Raw genomic sequence first — 20229 nt, 5'->3', positions numbered from 1 at the left:
AATCACTATTTTGAAAATTAAGATTTATATATTAATAAGAAAAATGTCAATTTAATGATATAATTTACATATATTGACAAAATAATAAAAAGGGGGAGACATAATGAAAGAAAAATTTGAAAAGTACATGATGCTGTTTGCAACTATATTTTGGGCAGGCGCATTTATAGCAGGGAAATTTTCAATAGCAGAGTTTCCGGTATTTTCTTTAGTTTTTTTTAGATTTTTGATAGCAACAATAATTATTTTTATAATACTTATAAAAACAGAAGAAAACTGGAAAATTACTAAACAGGATTTGAAAACGTTTTTAGTTTTAGGGGTAGTAGGAATGGTAGGGTACCATGTATTCTTTTTCCTATCTTTAAAATATACTACTGCAACAAATTCATCATTAATAGGAGCTACAAACCCAATAGTAACAACTATATTAGCATGTATATTTTTGAAAGATAAAATAACTTATAAAAATATATTAGGAATTTTAATATCTTTATTTGGAGTAATTCTTATAACTACCAATGGAAATATGAGCGTATTATTCAATATGAAGTTTAATATAGGTGATATATTAATGATGGTAGCTGTATTATGCTGGGCAACTTATGGAGTTTTATCAAAGAAGGTACTTGAGGTTTACTCACCTATTAAAATAACTAGTTATGCATTTTTAACATGTGTGATAATTTTAATACCTCTAGTTATACTTGAAAAGCCTTGGGTATACATTCCACACACTACTTTTAATGGGTGGATGTCTGTAATTTATATGGCTATATTCCCTTCAGTAGGCGGATATTTAATACAACAAATATCTATAAAAAAAATTGGTCCAACAAAGACTTCATTATTTATTAATTTAGTACCTGTATTTTCTATGGTGCTAGCATTTTGTATACTAGGAGAATCTATATCGATTATAAAAATAATAGCAGGTATTCTGATAATATGTGGAATATGTACAAATCTTATGGTTAAGAAAACAACAAAAAAAGAAGAAACTAATTAATAAGATTAAATAAAATAAAAATAACCTATAAAGTTTAACTTTATAGGTTATTTTTATTTAGAAAATATTTGAAAAATAAACTTGCTTTACTAAAACAGACAAAATGTTGTATAATACAACAATGCGTTTGTTTATATTACAAAAAAGAAGAAACAACGAGGAGGGAAGAATGAAAAGTTTTAAATATTTTTTTAGAGGAAATATAGAACATAATAATTTTATTATGTTTGGGAGAATGCATCTTTTTATATTATTTTTAATGGCAATTATAAGTATTTTTATATTAATAAGGAAAATTGAAAATCGTAAAATAGAACTTTTTATAGGAGTAATATTAATTTTACAGCAAATTATTTTATATAGTTGGTACTTTATTAGTGATACAGACTTATTTAAGGAAGCTCTTCCATTATATCATTGTAGGGTAGCAATAATATGCATAGGTTTAGGTCTTATACTTAATCAAAAATATATAATGAAACTAGGATCATATTTAGGTATATTTGGATCAATAGCAGCCTTACTGTTTCCAGGGTTAGATCCATTTGTATTTCCTCATGTAACTCAATTTTCATATTTCATAGGACACTTGTTTTTATTATGGGGATCTATTTATTTATTATTTGTTAAGAATATTGGAATGACAATAGTAGATTTTAAGAATACAATCATATTTATAAATGTATTTCATATAATGATGGCTATTCTAAATAAATATTTAGGATCTAATTATGCATATATAAGTTCATCTCCAATAAATATTGGAAAAAGCTTAAACCAAATAATTTATACTGTATTAGTAATGATGATTTTTAATCTAGTATTATTTTTAGAGTATATTTTTATTAATAAAAATATAGCACTTCAAAAGAAGAATAAGTTTGGAGATGTTAGTTTGAAAATAAAGATAATAGAATAATAGATACTTCGTTTTTCATGTAAAAATATGTAAAAATATGCTAAGATATAAATGAGAAATAAAATAAATGAAGGGGACAAAAATGAGTAAGAAAATATTGGAAAAAAAGGATATGCGGATGATTGTAATAATGATAGTATTAGGATTCATACTAGATGTTATTATGAACAATGGAATGGAAATTGCATTTTTATTATTTACATCGTATGCGTGTCATAGAGGGCTTACAACCATATTAAAAAATTCAAAAGAGTATAAAAACTATACATTTTTTGATGAGCAAAAATATAATAATGGGTTAAAAAATTTCGTAATAGTTGTCGATATATATATAATAATTAGAATACTTTCTATACTTATGACTAAATATAACGGATTTACTATATTAGAAGTAATATTAGTGTTAGTAATATTTGTACCTTATGAGTCATATCTAGGAAGGAAATATATAAAAAACATAAGAGATAAAGAAAAGAATATAGAAAGAGTTTTAATAAAAAATAAATCAGTAGTAGCTATTATGCTTATTATATTTTTAGGATTTACTATGTATATAGTTAACTTTACAAGCAAAATTAAATTTACTAATCATATGAAGTTTGGAGAATATGAGTATAAGCTAACATATGATGAAGATGACAAACGAGTTCTTCAGATTAACACAGGATCTAATCACACGAAGACAGAAGAGACAAATAGAAATACAGAGTATTTTGAGGACTATATAATAACTGCGAAAAAAGTATTTGCAAATTATGTATATAAAATATATGCATTTGTATCTATGGCAATAATGTTTATATTAGTTTTAACTCAGTGTTTTAGTGGCAACAAAGATAAAAAAACAGTATCAATTTTATCAAATTTATTTTTAGTAATAGGTATAATATTTGCTATAATAGCCTTAAATCCCAATTTAAATTATGCAGAGCAAGATTTGACAGTATATATAAATGAATATTTAGAGTAAAAACAATGAATAAATCTAGAATTAGATTTATTCATTGTTTTTTTATTTTATAAATTATAAATACTTAATTTGATAATAATATCTATGTTAATTGCTAACAATACCATTATGAGTAAAATAGTGAAGGAGGATATTATGAAGTTATCTAAAAGTATTGATAAAAACTACAATGCAATTTCATCAAGGTTAGAGATAAAAGATAGCTTTGATATAATAGCAAGAGAGGTATATATAGGTGGAAGAAAGTCGTATTTGTTTTTTATAGATGGACTTGTAAAAGATGATGTAACAGAGCGAATATTAAATACCATAATGAATATATCAAAGGATGAAATGAATCAAGTCAAAAGTATACAATCATTTATGAATCAATATATAGCACATATAGAAGTGGATAAAGAAAGTGATATAGAAAAGATAACTACATCTGTCTTAGTAGGCCCTATGGCAATCGTAATAGATGGATATGATGAATGTATGCTACTTGATGTACGTACATATCCAGCTAGAGGGACTGAAGAACCTCCAAATGAACAAACTTTAAAAGGGCCTAGAGATGGTTTTGTGGAAACTATTGTAATGAATACAGCTCTAATTAGAAGAAGAATAAGAGATGAAAAATTAGTATTTGAAATGACTAATATTGGGAATAAAACTAAAACAGATCTATCTATAGGATATATTAAAGGTTGTGCAGATGAAAAAGTTATAAACTTTATTAAAAAAGAGCTCGAAGAGATAAATGTAAGAGGATTAGAAATGGGACAACAAAGTCTAGTTGAAGCATTAACTAAATCTAAATGGTATAATCCATTTCCTAAAATTAAAACAACTCAAAGGCCAGATGTAGCAGCAGCTCATATTAACGAAGGGAAAATAGCAATTATTGTAGATACTTCACCAAATGTAATAATTTTGCCAACAAGTATTTTTGATTTTATGCAAAATGCAGATGATTATTATCAACCAATAATAACAGGAAATTATTTAAGGTTTACAAGAAACTTTACTTTACTAATGACACTTATACTTACTCCTGTATACTTATTGTTATTAGAATATATAAATATACTACCTCAGTGGATTAGATTTATAGAACCAGATAAGGGGTTTGCAGTGCCTATCATTATACAATTTGTACTATTGGAAATAGCTGTTGATGCATTAAAACTAGCATCTTTAAATACGCCAGGTTCATTAGGTATGTCTTTATCAGTTGTTGGAGCCTTAATACTTGGGGATTTTGCTATAAAAACAGGATGGTTTGTTCCTGAAACTATATTATATATGGCAATAGTATCTCTAGGAAGTTTTGCACAATCAAGTACAGAACTAGGTTTTGCTCTTAAAATTTGTAGAATGTTACTTTTAATCCTTACGGGAATATTTGGAGTATGGGGATTCATTGTAGGTATTGTAATTACATTCTTACTTATAGCTACAAATAGAACAATAGAAGGTCAATCATATCTGTATCCTTTATACCCATTTGATAGAATAGCGCTTATGAGACAAATATTTAGAACTCCAATAAGATCAAGTAAAAAATAATAAAAATTAATAAGCTAAAAAAAGCCTTCATTTAAAACAGTAGAAGGTTTTTTTTATAAGTAAGCTAAATAGTAAATATTAAAGTTAAAACAGGTTAAATGTTAAATATTGTAAATCAAAAAGAAATATTGTAATATTTAAATGGGGAGGAAATAAAATATTTGAAAGGCAAGGGCATGAGAAAGAATAGAGTATTAAAAAAACAAATAACAATAATTTGTTTCCTTATTATTTGTATAGTAAAGTTTAGTGGATTTAAATCATATGCAGACCTAGATAATATAAATTTTAACAACATATACATCGAACCAGGTATAAGTCAATCAACTATAGAGTGCATATTTCAAGATAGCAAAGGATATATATGGATAGGGACAAATGATGGTTTAAATCGTTACAATGGTTATGAATTCAAGGTTTATAAAAATGAAGAAAATAAAAATAGTATAAGTGGTAACGTAATAACTGATGTAGCAGAAGATAATAAAGGGAACATATGGGTAGGAACTGTTGGAGGTATAAATAAAATAGATATAAAAACAGGGGAAATAAGCAATTATACCGAGGACAAAGGTAATATATCAGATGGAAATATTAAGAAAATTATATGTACAAAAGACAATAAAATCCTTGTAACAACTCATAAAGGATTAAGTATTTACAATGAATATAATAATACATTCGATATTGTACTAAAACAATCAGATGGATTAAGTAGTAATGAGATATGTTCTATTGATGAAGATAATTATGGTCATTTATGGATAGGAATGAATTCTGGGGTAGATGAAGTTTCAAAAGATTTTAAAGTTATAACTAATTATTTGGTAACTGAGTTTAAACATTATTTAGGAGACGACGAGGTTAGTTCGTTATATTGTGATAATAAACATGATATTGTATGGATTGGAACGTATAACTCAGGTTTATATAAGATAAATACTAAAAATAATGAAATAAGAGAATATAAGCATAATTCTAATGACAGAGATTCTGTTCCATCAAATCAGATAGAAGCTATTATGAGGGATAGCAATGATAATGTGTGGATAGGAACGAAAAGCGGTCTTGCAAAATATAATGAAAGTAATAATAAATTTAAAACATATATAAATAAAGTATATGATAAAAATAGCTTAATATATGACCATGTAAAGTCTTTAATGGAAGACAAAGAAGGCCTTATATGGGTTGGGACATATTCAGGATTAGGCATATTTGATAAAAATAACAAGATAAAGCATTATAAAGCTGGTATAGAGAAAGACCAACTATTAAGTGAAAATATGATTCATGGAATATATGAAGATGACGATGGATATCTCTGGGTTGGAACAAAATCAAAAGGAATAAATATAATAGATAGAAAAGATAATGTTTGTATATATTTAAATAGCAAAAATAATAAAGAAATGGACTGTGATTATATAAATGATATTACAGGAAGTGGAAGTTTAATATTTGTTGCTACTGACAATGGCATTTTAAAAATAGATAGAAAAAATAGAACTATAAGAAGTTATAATACAAAGGATGGTCTTATTAAAGGATCAGTTCAAGATATATTTTTAGATAATAAAGGGTATTTATGGATAGGAACTACAAATGGTTTATGCATATTCAATACAAAAAATAGCAAAGTAGTCAATATGAATGAATATATAAAAAGGAATTTATATGTAAAAGAGATATATCAAGATAGTGAAGGTAATTATTTCTTAGGATTATTAAAGGATGGAGGATTATGTGTACTAAATCCGGATCAAAAATCAATCAAATACTATAAGCATGAGCAGTCAAATAAAGATAGTATAAGTAGCAATTATGTAATGAGCATAATTGAAGATAAAGAAAAAAATATATGGATAGGAACTGATAACGGTCTAAATAAATTTGATAAAAAAACTAAAAAATTTATAAAATATAAAACACAAAATGGTCTTTCAAATAATACTATTCATGAAGTGTTAGTAGATAATGATAATAACATTTGGGCAAGTACTAATTTTGGAATTGTTAAAATTGATACTAAAAATAATAAAGTGAAAAATTTAAGTGTTACAGATGGTATACAAGGCAAAGAGTTTAATAATAATGCTTCATATAAGAATAAAAATGGAGAGTTGTTCTTTGGTGGTCCAAATGGATTAAATGCATTTTATCCAGAGGATGTAAATAAAGCAGTAAGTAAATCAAATGTATTATTTGATGGATTTAATGTAAATGATAAAGAATATTCAGATATAAATGGTTTAAATCTTAGTGAAAACACAGATACAATAACAATAAAGTTTTTTACGCCTATATATTCAAGTAAAAATAAAGTTATGTATGAATACTATTTACTAGGAAATAGAGGGAAATCTTCTGTTACTAAAGATAATTATGTTACATATAAGGGATTGGCTCCAGGTAGCTATACATTTGAAGTGCGAGCTATTGATACCAATGGAAATATAGGAGACCAAAGTTTCGTAAACTTTACGATAAAATGCCCATTCTGGATGAGTCCATCAGCATGTATTATATACGTTATATTAATAGCTATAATTATAATGAGACATAAATATAGGATGAAGACATTAGACAAGATAGTAAAGGAAAGAACAAAGCTATTAAGTGAAGAAATGGAAAGAAACACATTGTTACTTAATGAAAATATAAAGCTAGAAAAAAATAAGAATAGCTATTTTGTAAATTTATCCCATGAGCTAAGAACACCTTTAAATGTAATAAGCAGTACAAATCAATTAATAATGGGGTTAATGAAAAAGGGATCGTATATAACAGAAGAAAAACTAGGTCATTATATTGATGTGTCACAAAAAAACTGTCACAGACTATTAAATTTAATTAATAATATATTAGATGGAGCTAAGTTACAAAAGGATATGTATGTGATAGACTTAAAAGAAGTTGACATAGTCTACTTAGTGGAAGAAACGGCCCTTACACTAGCAGACTATATAAAGGCAAAAGGAATTGATATTATAATAGATCCTGAAATGGAAGAAAAAATAATAACTTGTGATCCATATGAAATAGAAAGATGTGTAATTAATTTAATAGGAAATGCAGCTAAATTTACTCCAGAGGGTGGTAGTATAACTGTGACGGTAAAAGATTTAGATGATAAAGTTATGATCAGTGTACAAGATACAGGTGTAGGTATAGAAGAGAAGTATCATAAGATAATATTTGATAGATTTAACCAGGTATTAAATGAACAAGATGAAGCTAAATGTGGAAGTGGATTAGGGCTAACAATTACAAGTCATATAATAAAACTTCATAAAGGAACCATATATGTAGAAAGTACTCCAGGAGAAGGAAGTAATTTTATAATAATATTACCTATTAATCCAAATGAAGTAATGGAGCAATGTTAATAAAAAACACTAGATGCTAAAAAGTATCTAGTGTTTCTTATTAAATAATTTTATAACTGTTTACTACAGAATTTGTAAGTAAATTAAAGACTACATAATTTCCAATTGATATTTGGTCTAAGTATTCAACAATTATAGGGTTAATAGTTACATAAACAGTAGGATAACTTAAATAAACACTTTCAAATGGAGAAAGTTTTATATGAAATCCATTGTCTACTAAACTTATATTTATTCTATTAAGGTTGTTGAGTGCATTAATAGTTTGAGCTTTTATATCTAATAATTGTAGTGTAGAGTTATCTATAATGCTTATAATTTCATCTATATTAATTTCTAAATTAAGATTTTTATTGTTTTCAATATTGGATTTAAATACTCTATATACAATATAATAAAAAATATTTTTTTCTAATGGTGGTAGTTTAGTCGGTGAATCATATATTATTTTTGGCAAATAAACTTTCATCTATATATCTCCTTATTTAGTATTTATGATGAATGTAATTATAATTAAAAAATTCAATAAAAGCAAGGTATTATTATTTTGTGGAAATTACAGAAAAAATTATTTATAATAAGTCTAGTAGTTTATTAAAAATATAAAAAATTAGAGGTAGTATTTATGAACAAAAAGACGTTGGTAATAGGAATTTTAGTAACGACATCAGTTTTAATCGGTGGGTACATTTTTATGAAGCCTACAGGAAGCAAAAAATTAAAAGAAGATACACATAAAGTAGAAGACGCTATAGAAAATAAAGATATTAATAGCACTTTAGAGTTTCTAAAGAAGGTACATGGATTAAAAGTTGAAAATGTAGAACTAATAGATAATCCAGTTGGATTTGAAGGGGCATTTTTAGCACCTAAGGAATCTATAAAAAATGGAGTAGATCACTTTTTAAATGAAAGTAAAAATGAAAAAATAAGCAAAGTTAATATAGATATAGGAGATGGATACATAAAAGCGATAGTAGATTATAATATAACTAAAAAAATAGTTACACCAATTGAGGTTAAGATTAAACCTTTACTAAATAAAAATAAAGACTTACTTTTAAATATTGATGAAGTTAAATTTTTAGACTTAAAAATAGCTAAGTGGATAGTAAATATCGGGATTAATAATTTCGCAAAGGATTGGTTTTCAGAAGATAGTGATATGGATGTAGAATTTAATGATGGAAATGTAGTTATAGATAAAAGTAATTTTAAATCAGTTACTCTAAATAATATATCAATAGACTCAACAAAATTAAAATTAGATATGACCATAAATTTAGAAAAAATATTTTAGCTTTTTATAATGCTTATATTAAATCATATAAAGAAAAAAGACAGGTTTCCGATACCTGTCTCAAATATAAGCATATTATAAAAATTTAATTAGATTAATGTTTTAGCATATAGTGGATTTTATATGTAAGTATCTAACTTATGATATATAAATTATATCCAATATTATAGGATATATACAACTATTTTATAAAAAAATTAAAATAGAATATTTCATATTTTAGTTAATAAAGTAAAGAAATTTATGGAAAACACAAAGAATTACAAAATTCGACACTATGCTTGTTGTATTATATAGGTGTTGATAAAATACATTAAGGGATGTAAAAATAATAAGTAAATAATTAAAGTAGGGGAACTAAATTAGTTCGAAAAAATACCAAAAGGATAACGTTTGGTTAAATTAATAGAAATAAAAGACAAGTTGAGGGGCTTGTCTTTTATTTTTATCTAAGAAAGGTAGGTTTTAAATATTAGAATTGACCATATCTATAAAATATTTATGAATTCTATAATCATTTGTTAACTCAGGATGAAATGATGTAACGAGCATGTTTTCTTCTTTTGCTGCAACTATTTTATTATCTACAACTGATAAAATTTCAACATTTTTTCCTACACTTTGGATAAAAGGAGCTCTAATAAATACCATATTTATATTATCACCAATATATTTCATACTAGAATAAGTATTAAAACTTCCTAATTGCCTACCATATCCATTTCTAATGACTTTTATATCCATTTCACATATATATTTATCATCTTGTTTTTCAATATCTTTAGCAAGTAAAATCATGCCAGCGCAAGTACCCCATACAGGAAGTTTATCATGTATTTTATTTTTTAAAATAGGATAGATATCTAAAGTTTTTATAAGTTTTCCAATACTAGTGCTTTCACCACCAGGTATAATAAGTCCATCCAAATTATCAAAGTCTTTTTTATATCTAACATCAAATGCATCAACACCTAGATTTTTTAAGATATTAATATGTTCCTCATAAGCACCTTGCACTGCTAATACACCTATTTTCATATTACCAACCTCTAACTGCTAATTTTTCATTATCGCTAAGACTTGATACAGACATTCCACTCATAGCGCCACCTAAGTCTTCTGAAATCTCAGCTAATTTTTTAGGATTATTAAAATTAGTTACAGCCTTAACTATAGCTTCTGCTCTTTTTTGAGGATTATCTGATTTAAATATTCCAGAACCAACAAATACACCATCACATCCTAATTGCATCATAAGTGCAGCATCTGCTGGTGTTGCAATTCCACCTGCTGCAAAGTTTACTACTGGTAAAGAGTTATTGTCATGAACGTATTTTACTAAATCAAAAGGTGCTCCCATTTCTTTAGCTGCATTCATAAGTTCTTCCTCACCCATTGATACAACTTTTCTTATATCAGAAGTCATAGTTCTCATATGTGTTACAGCTTCAACAACATCACCTGTCCCAGCTTCACCTTTAGTTCTAATCATTGCAGCTCCTTCACCAATTCTTCTTAAGGCTTCACCTAAATTTCTGGCACCACATACAAAAGGAACTTCAAATTTTGATTTATCTATATGATACACGTTGTCAGCAGGTGTTAAAACTTCGCTTTCATCTATGAAATCTATTTCTAAAGCTTCTAGTATTTGAGCTTCTACAAAATGTCCTATTCTAACCTTTGCCATAACTGGAATACTAACTGCATCTTGAATCTCTTTAATCATTTTAGGATCAGACATTCTAGCAACGCCACCATCACGTCTTATATCAGATGGAACCCTTTCAAGTGCCATTACAGCACAAGCACCAGCATTTTGTGCTATTACTGCTTCTTCTTTGTTTGTAACATCCATTATTACTCCACCTTTTAGCATTTGAGCTAAATTTTTATTTAATACATATCTACTATTCATGTATTCTCCCCCTTTATATTTGTTTGATTTACTTTACAAACAAATAGTAGTACAATTTACAAAAAATAGCAATACAATTAAAAATATAGATTATTTAAAATAAAATGTATGGATACAAAAACAAGTATAATTTGTAAAAAAACAAATTGTATGTAAAACAAATATAAAAATTAATAATTAATAAAAACTAAGAGATTTAGAAATTTATTTTTTTATTAAGTTAAAAATAAAAAATAATAGTTGACTTAATAAAAAAACTATATTAAGATTAAATCTAAATAAAATAAAAATACGAAATAGTAAAAATATTAAAAAAATGAGGAGGAATGGTGTTATGATTAAATTAACAATAAAAAAGGTAAACACAAATGTAAATATAAAATTAAATCATCATCACCATCATAGAACCAAGGGATTGTAATATGAAAATTAATTCATAGATACAAGCCCTTTTAGTGCTATTAAAAAGGCTTGTATCTATGGTGGTATATAAATAATAATTATAAACCATATAGGTATAAAGCCTATATGGTTTTTTTATATTTATTACAAATTTCTGGAGGAGAGTTATGAGAAAAACACTGAAAATTTTAAATGTAATGATTTTAATTTTACTGTCTTTATTATTGATAGTAGGATGTTCAAAAAAAGATGAAGTTAAAAATGAAATAGTGATAGGTTTTGATAATACATATTTTCCAATGGGATATATGAATGAAAATGGAGATACAGTAGGATTTGATATTGATCTAGCAAAAGAAACATTTAAAAGATTAGATATGAACATTAGATTTCAACCAATAGATTGGTCTATGAAAGAAACTGAATTAAGATCAAAAAACATAGATGTAATATGGAATGGATATAGCCTCACAGAAGAAAGAAAAAAATTAGTAACATACACAGAGCCTTATATGAAAAATAAACAATTAATAGTTGTGTTGAAAGATTCTAAAATAAAAAACAAAAGTGATTTAAAAGGAAAGATATTAGGAACACAACAAGGATCCGCTGGACTTGAAGCTATAGAAAAGGATAAAAAACTATTGAATAGTTTATCTAATAGTGAACCAATACTTTATGATACTTTTGATAAAGTATTTAGAGATTTAAATGCAAAAAGAATTGATGCATTAGTAGCTGATGAAACATTAGCAAAATACTATATAAATAAAACGGGGGTAGAAAAATACAATATTTTAGAAGAAAACTTTGGAGAGGAAGATTATGTTGTTGCATTTAATAAGGATAATATTAAACTCTGTGATAAAGTGAATAAAACTTTAAAACAAATAAAAAAAGATGGAGTGTTTAATGAAATATACAATAAATGGTTTGGAAAAAATAATTAAATTTAATAAAGGAGAAAGCTTATGTTACAGGGACTAAGTATTACAATATCAGTATTTTTAATGACATTAATAATATCAATTCCACTTGGAATTTTTATAACATTCTTAAGATCATCTAAAAACAAGTTAATAAGCAAATTATCAAAGACGTATATACTTATTATAAGAGGAACACCATTACTTTTACAGCTTATATTTATATTCTTTGGACTTCCACTATTAGGAATAGTATTTGATAGATATACAGCTGCAATAATAGCATTTTCATTAAATTATGCAGCATATTTTGCAGAAATATTTAGAGGCGGTATAAATACTATAGACAAAGGTCAATATGAAGGTGCTTTAGTATTAGGATTTAGTAAGTTTGATATGTATAAAAAAATAATAGTTCCTCAAGTAATAAAAAATATACTTCCAGCTATGTCAAATGAGATAATCACTCTTGTAAAAGACACAGCAATAGTATATACAATAGGACTTAATGACATTTTAAGGATAGCTCAAATTAAACAAAATCAACAAGCTAGTTTAATTCCTTTAATACAAGCAGGACTTATATACATTATAATAATTGCAGTGTTAACTCAAATATTTAAACAAATAGAAAAAAGATATTCATATTATAGATAGGAGACAGTAGTATGTTAGAAGTAAAAAAATTAAATAAATCTTTTGGAGAAAATAAAGTGCTCAATGATATATCTTTTGAGTTAAAAAGTGGTGAAATAGGAGTACTACTTGGAAAATCAGGTACTGGAAAAACTACTATATTAAGGTGTATAAATGGATTAGAAGAATTCGATAGTGGAGAAATAATAGTGGATGATATTTCGATAAAAAATATAAAAGATATTAATAAAATTAGAAAGAAAACCGGAATGGTTTTTCAAAATTTTAATTTGTTTCCTCATATGTCTGTTTTAGAAAATATTATTCAAGCGCCTATAAGTGTAGCTAAAATTTCAAGAGAAGAATCTATAAATACAGCAAAAAAACTATTAAAGCTTGTAGACTTAGAGGACAAAATAAATGCCTATCCATTTGAACTCTCAGGAGGTCAAAAACAAAGAGTTGCAATAGCGAGAGCTTGTGCATTGACACCTAAAGTTCTTTGTTTTGATGAGCCAACCTCAGCATTAGATGTAGAGTCTATAAAAAAAGTAATAAATATAATAAATGAACTTAAAAATAAAAAAATAGCAATTCTCATAATAACTCATGACATAGGATTTGCTAATGAAATAGGTGATAAAATTATAAACATTTGATATAATTTTTGTGTATATTAATAAATATTTACGTGGGGAGAAGGAATAGAGATGTATGCAGGAAAAGAAGAATTATTAAATTTAACACTAGAACTTGTGGGGATAAAAAGTGTGTCGGGGACTAGTGATGAGGCTTATGTTTCAAATTTTGTATATCAAAAATTAAAAGAATTAGATTATTATAAAGAAAATCCAGAGCATTTATTTATTAAGGCTATAAATAATGATGAACTAAATAGATCATTTGTATGTGCACTTATGAAATCTAAAAAAAAGACGACAAAGACAATTTTAACAATAGCACATATAGATACTGCCGATATTGAAAATGCAGGAATATTAAAAGAATATATATTAAGTCCATATGAATATACAGATAAGCTTAAAGAACACATAGATTTACTAAATGAAGATGCAAAAAATGACCTACTAAGTGGAGATTGGTTATTTGGTAGAGGAATAATGGATATGAAGATGGGACTTGCGATGCAAATACAACTTATAAAAGACTATAGCAAAAGAGATGATTTTGAAGGAAACTTATTATTAATAGCAGTACCAGATGAAGAATCAAACTCAAAAGGGGCAATAAGTGCTATACCTTTTATAAATAAAGTAATAAAAAAGCATAATTTAAGTCCAATAGCGGTAATTAATTCAGAGCCAGATTTTGGAGCATATCCAGGTGATGACAATAAGTACATATATACAGGATCTTGTGGAAAGTTACTTCCAGGTATTTTTATAGTTGGCAAAGAAGTTCATGTTGGAGAAAGTTTATGTGGGTTAAATCCAAATTTAATAGGTGCTGAAATACTTTCAAGATTAGATTTTAATACAAGTTTTTGTGAGAATATCGATAATGAAAATACAATGCCACCAACTTGTTTAAAATATGAAGATACTAAAGAAGTATATAATATTCAAATGCCTCCATCAGCCATAATGTATTATAACTTGCAAACACTACATTCTAATCCAAAAGATATTATATTAAAATTAAAAAATATATGCAAAGAAGCTAGTGATGAGGTTATTAGAAAAGTAAAAAAAGCTAAGACAGAGTATAAAAAGTTGTCCAAATCAACTATAAAAGAAGAGGATTTAGAAATTAAGATTTATACTTTTGATGAGATTTATAACAAAATTTATACTGAAAGAGGAGAAAAATTTAAAAAGACTATAAGTGAAAAAATAAGTGAAATTATAAAAAATCAGGACTTAGATGAAAGAGATATAAGCTGTGAAATAGTTAAAGAGGTTTGTAAATTTGCTAAAAGTGAAGAACCATTTGTGATTATATTCTTTGCACCACCGTATTATCCTCATGTTGGCATAAATAAAGAGGATGAAAGATCTAAAAAGATTTTAACTGTAGTAGATAATGTTATAAAAAGAGCTAAAGAAAATTATAATATAGACATTAAAACTCAAAAGTATTTTAAAGGATTATCTGATTTAAGTTATTTTGCACTTCAAGATGGGGAGGAAGTTATAAAATACTTAAAGCCTAATATGCCATGCTTAGGATATAAATATAATTTACCATTGGAAGAAATAAAAAAACTAAATGTACCTGTACTAAATTACGGGCCTCATGGTAAAGATCCTCATAAATTTACAGAAAGAATCCTTGTTGATTATTCTTTTGAAATACTTCCAGAGCTTGTAAGATATATGATAGAGGAATTAATTAAATAAGATAAAAAGAGATATGGTTAATTTAAAATGGATCCTATATAGTGGACACGAGAAAAAGCGTGTCTATCTATATAGGATCTTTTTTTGTACAATATTATTTAGGGAGTGAATTAATAAATGAGTAAAAAACTATTTACAGATGAAGAAATACTAAAATTATCTAAAAATAAATATATATAAAATGTTACTTGTAAAGGTATAACTTATACTAATGAATTTAAACTACATTTTATTGCAGAGTATCAAAATGGAAAAATACCTAAAAAAATCTTTGAAGATGCAGGATTCGATATTGAACTAATAGGATCTAAGCGTATAGAATCAGCCAGTTTAAGATGGAGAAATGCATATAAAAACAAGGGGGTTTTAGGTTTAGAAGACACAAGAACTTTAAACTCAGGACGAACTATTAACAGAGAATTAACTATTGAAGAAATTCTCGCTAAAAAAGATGCTGAAATAAAGTACCTTAAAGCGGAGCTTGAACTAGTAAAAAAGCTCGAGCTGCAAGAAAGGCAGGTGATAAATAACAAATTACCATCAGTTAAAATTTTTAGACTAATACAATGATGTCTCTACTTCAGGTTACTATAGATTTTTAAATACCTTTAAAAATAGACAATTTAAACAAGATATACCTGGGAAGGTAATGTTAACTGATATCACATATATGCCGTACGGCAATAATAAAATGGCATATTTATCTACAATAAAGGATTCTTCAACTAATGAAATATTAGCATATAATCTTTCTAATAGCTTAGCTATAGATATTGTAACCGATACAATAAACAAATTACTTAGTCAAAAGTATTTGAAATTAGATAAAGATGCATTTATTCATTCTGACCAATGATCTCATTATACAAGTCCAATTTTCCAAAAACTACTTAAGAAAAATAATTTAGGGCAATCTATGTCTCGTAGAGGTAATTGTTGGGATAATGCTCCGAAGGAATCATTCTTTGGGTATATGAAGGATGAAATTGATTATAAAAGCTGCACAACAATAGAAGAACTTCAAATTAAAATAGATGATTATATAGATTACTATAATAATGATCGTTGTCAGTGGAACTTAAAAAAGCTGACTACTATACAATACAGGAATCAGCTTTTATAAGTTTCTTAATAACCCTCTTTTTTTAGTATCCTTGACAAAGAGTCCATTTTAAAAATATAACTCTTTTTTTATTAATATTACATAATATAATGTAAAATATTAACAAAATATTTATACTCAATAGTATATATTTATGCGATATTTATTTTGAAATTGATATTATATTATTAAAGAATTAATTTCAAAATAAAGGAGAAATATTTATGTTAGGACAATATTTAAGCAAAAATAATTATGAAGAATGTATAAAAAGTGCTATTTATAATTTAAAAATAGATAATTTAGATAAGGCAATGAATTATTTACATGATGCATTATGTCAAAATGATTCATCAGGTGAAGTGCATAATTTATTAGGAATACTATATGAGAAAAAAGGAGATTTAAATTTAGCAGCTAAACATTATAGAGCATCTAGTGATTTAGATCCAACATTACAGGCAGCTAATATTAACTTAGAGAGAGTAACAACATATAAATATATGTATAGAGAAGATAATATTGATTATGGAGAATTTAAAACAATATATAAACCTTATTATCAAATTGTTTATGATAGTCTTAATATAGGAAGGCTGAAAAAGAATAAAAAATAAAGTTTTGGAGATGGTTAAATGAAAAAATTAAATATAGAAAAGGAAAGGTTATATGATTATGATAGGATAGAATGTCGGAGGCTATTAAATAAGGAAAGATTAAGTATAAATTTATTAAAATCAACATTTATAATGACATTAACTATATTAGTGTCATTTATTTTTTATAATATGAATTTAAATGAAGCAACAATTATACTTATATATATACTAGGTGTTTTATTTATATCAATTACAACTGAAGGGTATTTTTTTTGAATAGTTGCATCTATAATAAGTGTTCTATCCTTTAATTTTTTATTTACAGAACTATATTATACACTACTGGCATATAGAGCAGATTATCCTATAACATTTTTTATAATGCTTATAGTAGCAATAATAACTAGTACGCTAATGTCTAATGTGAAAGAAGAAGCTATGATTGCAAATTTAAGAGAAAAAAGGATAGAAGCACTTTATAGAAGTAATAGAAAGTTACTTCAAGCTGAAAATAAAAAACAGGTAACAGACTTTTCTGGTGAAAGTTTAGTTAAAATTTTAAATAAAGATGTTATGATTTGCTTGGCTAAAGATAATATATTGGAAGAAGAAAATATATATTATAAAAAAAATACTAAAATTAAAGACATGTTTATTTCATATATAGATAAAGAAGCTATGAAATATTCCTTTAATCAAAAAATACCGTGCGGATTAGGGACTAATTATTATAAAAACATAAAAAATTACTACTATCCTATAAAAGGTCAAAATAAAATAATAGGTATAAATTTAAATGATGAAAATCGTTTAACAAATACAGAAAAAATTTTACTTGAATCTATATCTGTTCAAACAGCTTTAGCTATAGAGAGAGAGAATCTTTTTGAAAAAAATAGAAAGGTTAGCTTAGAGGCAGAAAGAGAAAGGTTAAGAGGGAATTTATTAAGATCAATATCTCATGATTTAAGAACTCCTTTAACGAGCATATTAGGTTCAGTATCAACTATAATAGATAATAATGAAGTTTTAGATGGTGAAACTAAAAAAGAACTTCTTAAAAATATATATGATGATACTGTTTGGATAAGTCAATCATTTGAAAATATATTAAGTATGACTAGAATAGATGAAGGAAGATTGAAGTTAAATAAAAAGATAGAAATAGTAGATGAAATAGTAGTTGAAGCAGTTTCTAGAGTTAAAAAATTTTCTAAAAGTCATAATATAAACTTATCATTACCAGAGGATATAATACTTATAAATGCAGATGGCTTATTGATTGAGCAGGTATTAGTAAATTTAATTCAAAATGCAGTTAGATATACTCCTAAAAATTCTAATATTAATATAAAAATAATAAAAGATATTAATTATATAGCATTTGAAGTAGAGGATAATGGATGTGGAATATCAAAAGAAAACATAGAAAATATTTTTGAAAGATTTTATACAAAAACCAAATCAAACCAAGGAGAGCAAAGAGGAATAGGTTTAGGTTTAGCCATATGCAAGTAAATAATAGAAGCACATGATGGAGATATATGTGTTTTTAATAATAATTTAGGTGGAGCAACATTTAGATTTAATTTACCAGCAAGAGGAGAGATATAAATGGATATAAAGCCATTAGTTTTAATTGTAGAAGATGATAAACCTATATGTAAGTTTATAAGCGTATCATTAGAAACCCAAAATTACAAATGCGTAGAAACTGACTCTGGAAGTCATGCAGTTTCATTAGTTTGCTCTATTAATCCAGATATTATAATATTAGATCTTGGACTTCCAGACATAGATGGTATTGAAGTAATAGAAAAAATAAGAGATAAGAGTAACGCAAAAATAATAGTAGTATCAGCAAGGGATAGAGATAGAGATAAAGTTGAAGCCTTGGATAAAGGTGCTGATGACTATTTAACAAAACCTTTTAGTGTACCAGAATTACTTGCAAGAATAAGAGTAGGACTTAGAAATATTAATAAAAATACGATTAATTGTGAAGAAATTTCTAATTTTAAATTAAAAGAATTAGAAATTGACTTTGAAAAGCATAAAGTATATATAAGAGGGGAATCAATACATTTAACACCTATAGAGTATAAATTGTTAGAGCTAATGTCAAAATATAGAGGTAGAGTTCTTACTCATAGATTTATAATAAAAGAAATATGGGGAAGTTATTGTGAAAGTGAAACTCGGTCTTTAAGAGTTTTTATGGCAAGTATAAGACGAAAAATAGAAGTAGATCATGCACAACCAGAATATATAATTACAGAAGTGGGTGTAGGCTATAGATTAGTAGACGAATAAAAAGTGAGGGATATCCCCTCACTTTTTTATAACGGAATAAGTCGTCGTGGGGATATGAATATTAGTGCCAATGCAGTGACTTAAACGAAGTGAATTTTCTAATTGGTATTATTTTTTATATAGTATGGAAATTTAATGATTTAGAATTTATTAAAATGAATTTTAGAACAATCTAAATTAGAATCATTGTAACTATTTTTAGATTCATTTTTATATCCTATAGAAAATAATGCTAATACTCTAAACTTATCAGGGATATTTAATAGATTTTTTACTTTATTTTCAGAGTTTTCATTTTCACTTTCTCGATTTCTTATCTGTATCCAGCAAGAACCAAGGCCTAAAGCCTCTGCCTGTAGTGAAAGTATAGTAGCTGCAACAGATGCATCCTCAATCCAAACATCACTAACTTCAGTATTAGCAATAATAGCTATAGTCATAGGGGCAGTATCAAGACCTAAAGTACCTATTTTTTTGCAACTTGATAATTTTTTAATGGTTTCTTTGTCCTCTATTATTATAAATTCAAGAGGTTTTTTGTTCATTGAAGATGGAGCTAGTAATACTGCTTTAAGTAGTTTTTCTAATTTTTTTTTCTCTATTGGCTTATCTTTATATTTTCTAGTGCTTCTCCTTTGCTTTAATAAATCTAGCATACAAAAATCCTTTCTAATTCAAATTTATTTGTACAATAAAATTATAGCAACAAAATAAATACATTTCTATTAGTAGAATCAAAGTATTTAGTTATGATATTTATTTTACAAAATGTAAACCTTTATATAAAAATAGGTTTACTAAAAATAAAAGATGTAGTAAAATTAAATTGAAAAAT

18 protein-coding genes and 1 pseudogene are annotated in these 20229 nt (G+C 26.0%); 15 read left to right on the top strand and 4 right to left on the bottom strand.

What is annotated here, in order from left to right; translation table 11 throughout:
- Positions 1–103 precede the first annotated feature (103 nt).
- From NWE74_RS04695 to NWE74_RS04675, 5 genes are all read left to right on the top strand, one after another.
- The gene (locus NWE74_RS04695; protein WP_258242073.1) at positions 104–1009 is read left to right on the top strand and encodes a DMT family transporter; all 906 of its coding nucleotides are present in this window, start codon (positions 104–106) and stop codon (positions 1007–1009) included.
- Between the two features lie 169 nt (positions 1010–1178).
- Positions 1179–1928, top strand: a complete 750-nt coding sequence (locus tag NWE74_RS04690; RefSeq protein WP_258242072.1) for a TIGR02206 family membrane protein — start codon at positions 1179–1181, stop codon at positions 1926–1928.
- An 82-nt stretch (positions 1929–2010) separates the two neighbouring features.
- Positions 2011–2898 carry a hypothetical protein gene (locus NWE74_RS04685; protein WP_258242071.1) on the top strand — a complete coding sequence of 296 codons (888 nt, stop codon included), beginning with the start codon at positions 2011–2013 and terminating at the stop codon, positions 2896–2898.
- Between the two features lie 135 nt (positions 2899–3033).
- Complete coding sequence (locus NWE74_RS04680; protein ID WP_258242070.1) at positions 3034–4449, top strand: spore germination protein; 1416 nt, start codon at positions 3034–3036, stop codon at positions 4447–4449.
- Between the two features lie 161 nt (positions 4450–4610).
- Positions 4611–7838, top strand: coding sequence for a ligand-binding sensor domain-containing protein (locus tag NWE74_RS04675; RefSeq protein ID WP_258242069.1), 3228 nt, complete (start codon positions 4611–4613; stop codon positions 7836–7838).
- 40 nt (positions 7839–7878) lie between these two features.
- Here NWE74_RS04675 and NWE74_RS04670 read toward each other — a convergent pair whose 3' ends face one another.
- On the bottom strand, positions 7879–8307 hold the full coding sequence (locus NWE74_RS04670) for a hypothetical protein (RefSeq protein ID WP_258242068.1): 429 nt from the start codon (positions 8305–8307) through the stop codon (positions 7879–7881).
- 156 nt (positions 8308–8463) lie between these two features.
- Here NWE74_RS04670 and NWE74_RS04665 point away from each other — a divergent pair, with 156 nt between their 5' ends.
- Positions 8464–9138 carry a hypothetical protein gene (locus NWE74_RS04665; RefSeq protein ID WP_258242067.1) on the top strand — a complete coding sequence of 225 codons (675 nt, stop codon included), beginning with the start codon at positions 8464–8466 and terminating at the stop codon, positions 9136–9138.
- A 465-nt stretch (positions 9139–9603) separates the two neighbouring features.
- On the opposite strand, the gene pdxT is transcribed toward NWE74_RS04665, so the two are convergent.
- Positions 9604–10176: a pyridoxal 5'-phosphate synthase glutaminase subunit PdxT gene (pdxT, locus tag NWE74_RS04660; RefSeq protein ID WP_258242066.1), complete on the bottom strand. Its 573-nt coding sequence runs from the start codon at positions 10174–10176 to the stop codon at positions 9604–9606.
- A 1-nt stretch (position 10177) separates the two neighbouring features.
- On the bottom strand, positions 10178–11056 hold the full coding sequence (gene pdxS / locus NWE74_RS04655) for a pyridoxal 5'-phosphate synthase lyase subunit PdxS (protein ID WP_258242065.1): 879 nt from the start codon (positions 11054–11056) through the stop codon (positions 10178–10180).
- A 569-nt stretch (positions 11057–11625) separates the two neighbouring features.
- On the opposite strand from pdxS, the gene NWE74_RS04650 reads away from it, so the two are divergent.
- From NWE74_RS04650 to NWE74_RS04610, 9 genes and pseudogenes are all read left to right on the top strand, one after another.
- Entirely contained in the window at positions 11626–12408 is a 783-nt protein-coding gene (locus NWE74_RS04650; protein ID WP_258242064.1) for an amino acid ABC transporter substrate-binding protein, read from the top strand.
- A gap of 21 nt (positions 12409–12429) precedes the next feature.
- Positions 12430–13041 carry an amino acid ABC transporter permease gene (locus tag NWE74_RS04645; RefSeq protein WP_258242063.1) on the top strand — a complete coding sequence of 204 codons (612 nt, stop codon included), beginning with the start codon at positions 12430–12432 and terminating at the stop codon, positions 13039–13041.
- Positions 13042–13052: 11 nt separating this feature from the next.
- The gene (locus NWE74_RS04640; protein ID WP_258242062.1) at positions 13053–13679 is read left to right on the top strand and encodes an amino acid ABC transporter ATP-binding protein; all 627 of its coding nucleotides are present in this window, start codon (positions 13053–13055) and stop codon (positions 13677–13679) included.
- A gap of 51 nt (positions 13680–13730) precedes the next feature.
- Positions 13731–15380: a M20/M25/M40 family metallo-hydrolase gene (locus NWE74_RS04635; protein WP_258242061.1), complete on the top strand. Its 1650-nt coding sequence runs from the start codon at positions 13731–13733 to the stop codon at positions 15378–15380.
- A 117-nt stretch (positions 15381–15497) separates the two neighbouring features.
- Positions 15498–16503: pseudogene (locus NWE74_RS04630) on the top strand (IS3 family transposase).
- Positions 16504–16706: 203 nt separating this feature from the next.
- On the top strand, positions 16707–17099 hold the full coding sequence (locus NWE74_RS04625; protein ID WP_258242060.1) for a tetratricopeptide repeat protein: 393 nt from the start codon (positions 16707–16709) through the stop codon (positions 17097–17099).
- 18 nt (positions 17100–17117) lie between these two features.
- Positions 17118–17357, top strand: a complete 240-nt coding sequence (locus tag NWE74_RS04620; protein WP_258242059.1) for a DUF4118 domain-containing protein — start codon at positions 17118–17120, stop codon at positions 17355–17357.
- On the top strand, positions 17358–18599 hold the full coding sequence (locus NWE74_RS04615; protein WP_309137303.1) for a sensor histidine kinase: 1242 nt from the start codon (positions 17358–17360) through the stop codon (positions 18597–18599).
- Positions 18600–18695: 96 nt separating this feature from the next.
- Complete coding sequence (locus NWE74_RS04610; protein WP_258242058.1) at positions 18696–19394, top strand: response regulator transcription factor; 699 nt, start codon at positions 18696–18698, stop codon at positions 19392–19394.
- A gap of 140 nt (positions 19395–19534) precedes the next feature.
- Here NWE74_RS04610 and NWE74_RS04605 read toward each other — a convergent pair whose 3' ends face one another.
- Positions 19535–20050 (bottom strand): nitroreductase family protein, encoded by a 516-nt coding sequence (locus NWE74_RS04605; RefSeq protein WP_258242057.1) that lies wholly within the window; start codon positions 20048–20050, stop codon positions 19535–19537.
- Between the last annotated feature and the right edge of the window lie 179 nt (positions 20051–20229).

The sequence above is a fragment of the Romboutsia lituseburensis genome, assembly GCF_024723825.1.
Taxonomy (GTDB): Bacteria; Bacillota; Clostridia; order Peptostreptococcales; family Peptostreptococcaceae; genus Romboutsia_F; species Romboutsia_F lituseburensis_A.
This window is presented reverse-complemented; position numbering and strand designations above follow the sequence as displayed.